Below are 3,989 nucleotides of genomic sequence, written 5' to 3'. Positions count from 1 at the left end.
TGGTCGTGATCATCGGCATCCTGGCCGCCCTCGCCATCCCCCGCTTCTCGAAGGCGTCGGACCGCGCCAAGGAGAAGGAGGCCGACGGCATCCTGAAGCAGGTGTACACGCTGCAGCAGACCTACAAGGCCCAGAACGGCGCGTACGCCACCGCCGTGACGGACCTGGAGAAGGTCGGCTTCGAGGCGCCCACCACGCTCAAGAACTACACGTGGGCCGGCGACGCGAGCATCGCGGACGGCGCCTGCCTGGCCAAGAGCCCGGCGACCGCCACGCACAACAGCCGCGCGATCAACTTCACCACCGGCGTGATCGACAACTGCTGATCCACGCTCGGCTGGACCCGGGAGCCGGAGGCCTTGCCTCCGGCTCCTTTTCGTTTCTACCTACTTCCGCGCGGCGAGCCCATCCGCGTACTTTCAAGCGCGGCGCGGCGCCATGAGAGAGACTTCGACCGGAAGCGGGAATGCCAGGACAGCGGAGAAACGAGAGGATGAAGCCCGGAGGGACGCCCCGGTGAGCGCGCACGCGGCGGTGCCCGCCTTCACCTACTCCGGCGACGAGCTGGACGCGCTGGCGGGGGCGCGCAACTACTACGGGTGGATCTCGGAGCGCTTCGCCCCGTATCTCGGCCGCCGCATCGTGGAGGTGGGCGCGGGGATCGGCACCTTCACCGACCACCTCCTGGCGCGCAGCCCTGACGCGGCGGTGACGGCGATCGAGCCCGCGGCGAACAACTATCCCCACCTCGCCCGCCACTTCGCGGACGACGATCGCGTCGCGCCCGTCCGGGGCTACCTGGACGGATCGCTCCCCGCGGCGGCGGCGGACTCGGTGGTCGCCGTGAACGTGCTGGAGCACGTGCGGGACGACGCGGCCTTCCTGCGCCACGTGGCGCGGGCGCTGGCGCCGGGCGGCCATCTTCTCCTCTTCGTTCCCGCCCTTCCCGCGCTGTTCGGCACGCTGGACCGCGCCTTCGAGCACTTCCGGCGCTACACGCGGCCCGTGCTGCGCGCGCGGCTGGCCGAGGCGGGGCTGGAGGCGCGCGAGGTGGCGTACGTGAACCTTCCCGGCGTGGCCGCGTGGTGGCTCAGCGGGAAGGTGCTGCGGAAGACGACGGTGAGCGCGCGCGACGCACGGCTGTACGACCGCTGGGTGATTCCCTGGGTGCGTGCCGTGGAGCGCCGGTGGAGCCCGCCGCTGGGGCAGAGCCTGCTGGCGGTGGCGCAAAAGCCCGGGAACGACGGAAGGGGGAGATGAGCGGCCTGACCCTGTCGGTGGTGGTGCCGGTCTACAACGAGGAGCGCCTGGTGCGCGCCTCGGTGGAGCGGCTGCGCGCCGTGCCGCTGAAGCTGGAGGTGATCTGCGTGGACGACGCCAGCACCGACGGCAGCCGCGCCGTGCTGGAGGCGCTCCTGCGCGAGGGAATGGTGGACGCGCTGCTCGTCCAGCCGCGCAACGGGGGGAAGGGCGCCGCCGTCCGCGCGGGGATCCAGCGCGCCACCGGCGACGTGATCGTGATCCACGACGCGGACCTGGAGTACGACCCGTTCGACCTCCCCCGGCTGCTGGAGCCGATCGCCGACGGGCGGGCCGACGCGGTGTTCGGCAGCCGCTTCACCGGAAGCCCGCGGCGGGTGATGTACTTCTGGCACCGCGTGGGCAACGGCGTGCTGACGCTGCTCAGCAACATGCTCACGGACCTGAACCTGACCGACATGGAAACCTGCTACAAGATGGTCCGCGCGGACCTGATGAAGCGGCTTCCGCTGCGGTCGCGGCGGTTCGGGATCGAGCCGGAGCTGACGGCGCTGCTGGCCAGGTCCCGCGCGCGCGTCTACGAGGTGCCGATCAGCTACGCCGGCCGGACGTACGCCGAGGGGAAGAAGATCGGGTGGCGGGACGGCTTCGCGGCGTTCTGGCACATCGCCCGCGCCAACCTGTTCTCCGGGCGCGTGCCTCAGGCGGCGGAGATCCGTGCATCTTCCGAGGCATCCGCGCTGCCGGACGCGCAGGCGCCACAGGCGTCGGCGCGCTGACCCAACATCGCTGGATCTCACGCGGAGACGCGGAGACGCGGAGTGACTCCCCGCGTTCTCCGCGTTTTTCTTCTATCCAGCTCACCGGATCTCACACGGAGGAAACGGAGAGAGACTGGTGCGCGTTCAGTCTCCCTCCGTTTCCTCCGTTCCCTCCGTGTGATCCATCCGCTTCTTCTAATCCCCCGTGTAGTCGACGTAGAAGTCGGGGTTCTCGTGCAGGCGCAGGCGGACCAGGCGCGCGGGGGCCAGCCGCGGGGCCACGCGCCGCCAGATGAGGAGGAGGATGTTCTCGGTGGTGGGGATCCGGCCGCCCGGCGCGAACTCGGGGACCGTGTGGTTCAGGTGCTGGTGGTCGAGGGGGATGGTGACCTCTTCGTGGAGGATGCGGTCCAGCGCGCCGAGGTCCACGGAAAAGCCGGTGACGGGGTCCACCTCGCCGGCCACGGTGGCCTCGAGCAGGTAGTCGTGGCCGTGGCCGTGCGGGTTGGCGCAGGGGCCGAAGACCTCGCGGTTGCGCTCCTCGCTCCACTCCGGGCGGTGGTAGCGGTGCGCGGCGCTGAAGCGGAGCTTGCGGGTGAGCTGCATCACGGGCATGGGGCACCTGGCGGAAAGGCGGAACCGGGAGGGGATCATAAGCAACGGGGCCGCGGCGGGACAGGCTGCGGGCCGCGCGCGCAAGGGCGCTCTGGTACCGTGCCGGGTATGCTCCTTGCGTAACCGGAGCCGTGACGTCCGCGGTTCCGCTTCGGCTGGTTCCCCCGGTACCCTCACTCCATGCTTGCGACCGCCCCGGCAGTAGAGACTTCCGTGCGTTCCGATTCGCGCGACGCGCGCGCCCCGCACCTGAGCACGTACGTGCCTGCCCGCCTGGACCCCGCGACCGCGCCCGTGGTGCTGATCGCCGAGGACCACGAGGACAGCCGCGACGCGCTGCGCACGCTGCTGGACGCGCTGGGCTACCGCGTGGTGGTGGCGACGAACGGGGTCGAGGCGGTGGAAGTGGCGCGGGCGCACCAGCCGGACCTGATCCTGATGGACATGATGATGCCCATCGTGGACGGCTTCCAGGCCACGCGCACTCTGCGCGCCGACGAGGCGTTCCGCGAGGTTCCCATCATCGCCATCACGGCCATGGAGGGCGCGCGCGAGGCGGTGCTGGCGGCGGGGTGCAGCGACCTGGCCGTGAAGCCGCTGGACATCCGCGCCTTCCTGGAGCGCCTGAAGGTGTGGCTCGCCTCCGGCCGGCCGAGCTGATTCGCTCCACGCCGATCGCCGTCGAAAAAGCCCCCGCCCGGTTTGACCCGGACGGGGGCTTTCTCGATTCGTCTGGCATCGCGCCACGCGACTACTGCTCGAAGACGTGCGTGCCGGCGGGCGGGGTGAAGGTGAAGAGCGCGTCGGCGACGGGCTGGTTCACCTTCAGGTTGCGCAGCTCCACGCGGCGCACCGAGTTGTTCTCCTCGGTCATCTCGAAGCGGCGCACCAGGTTGTCCTGCTTGTCCACCCAGATACGGATCACCTTGTACGGCGATTCGCGCTTCGGCACCAGCGTGAGCGCCCAGGTGGGGCGCCCGGCCACGGTTTCCTCGCCGTTCAGCGTGGCCACGAAGCGCTCGGTGGCGTTGCTCAGGAACTGGCGCTGGAAGTCGGCCTGCTCGCCGCCCTCGGCGATGCTGGTGCGCAGCACCTGGGTGCGGTCCGAGCTGGGGTAGTAGATCCAGAAGTGCCGCCCGTCGGCCACCATCACGTCACCCGCCGGCTCGCTGAAGCGCATCAGGAAGCGGTCGGGCTTGCGCTGGTACAGCTTGCCCGCGCTGCGCTGGTTGCTGCCCAGCAGCGGCACGTTCAGCGTCTGCGTGAAGTCCGCCTCCAGCGAGCGGATGCCGTTCGCCGCCTGCTCCACCCGCGTCAGGATCTCCGCCGCGCGATCGGAACTCCGAGCCGCCG

6 protein-coding genes are annotated in these 3,989 nt (G+C 70.5%); 4 read left to right on the top strand and 2 right to left on the bottom strand.

Going from position 1 to position 3,989, the window contains the following annotated elements; translation table 11 throughout:
- The 3 genes from VLK66_RS12890 to VLK66_RS12880 form a co-directional block, all read left to right on the top strand.
- A partial coding sequence (locus VLK66_RS12890; protein ID WP_414676475.1) for a type IV pilin protein occupies window positions 1–326 on the top strand: 326 nt, incomplete at its 5' end.
- 190 nt (window positions 327–516) lie between these two features.
- Window positions 517–1,260, top strand: a complete 744-nt coding sequence (locus VLK66_RS12885) for a class I SAM-dependent methyltransferase (RefSeq protein WP_325309833.1) — start codon at window positions 517–519, stop codon at window positions 1,258–1,260.
- Window positions 1,257–2,039, top strand: coding sequence for a glycosyltransferase family 2 protein (locus VLK66_RS12880; RefSeq protein WP_325309832.1), 783 nt, complete (start codon window positions 1,257–1,259; stop codon window positions 2,037–2,039). The genes VLK66_RS12885 and VLK66_RS12880 overlap by 4 nt, the downstream gene beginning before the upstream one ends.
- 177 nt (window positions 2,040–2,216) lie before the next feature.
- Here the strand turns inward: VLK66_RS12880 and VLK66_RS12875 are convergent, their stop codons facing one another.
- On the bottom strand, window positions 2,217–2,636 hold the full coding sequence (locus VLK66_RS12875) for a 6-carboxytetrahydropterin synthase (RefSeq protein WP_325309831.1): 420 nt from the start codon (window positions 2,634–2,636) through the stop codon (window positions 2,217–2,219).
- 213 nt (window positions 2,637–2,849) lie between these two features.
- On the opposite strand from VLK66_RS12875, the gene VLK66_RS12870 reads away from it, so the two are divergent.
- Window positions 2,850–3,296 carry a response regulator gene (locus VLK66_RS12870; protein WP_325309830.1) on the top strand — a complete coding sequence of 149 codons (447 nt, stop codon included), beginning with the start codon at window positions 2,850–2,852 and terminating at the stop codon, window positions 3,294–3,296.
- A 91-nt stretch (window positions 3,297–3,387) separates the two neighbouring features.
- Here VLK66_RS12870 and lolA read toward each other — a convergent pair.
- The coding region (gene lolA / locus VLK66_RS12865) for an outer membrane lipoprotein chaperone LolA (RefSeq protein WP_325309829.1) at window positions 3,388–3,989 on the bottom strand (602 nt) is incomplete at its 5' end.

The organism is Longimicrobium sp. (assembly GCF_035474595.1).
Lineage (GTDB): Bacteria > Gemmatimonadota > Gemmatimonadetes > Longimicrobiales > Longimicrobiaceae > Longimicrobium.
Note: the sequence above shows the minus strand (reverse complement) of the source record. Positions and strands in the feature narration are given on the sequence as shown.

Coding starts and splice junctions, on each gene's coding strand:
- VLK66_RS12880 (WP_325309832.1), top strand. CDS start 1,257: ATGAGCGGCCTGACCCTGTCGGTGGTGGTGCCGGTCTACAACGAGGAG.
- VLK66_RS12875 (WP_325309831.1), bottom strand. CDS start 2,636: ATGCCCGTGATGCAGCTCACCCGCAAGCTCCGCTTCAGCGCCGCGCAC.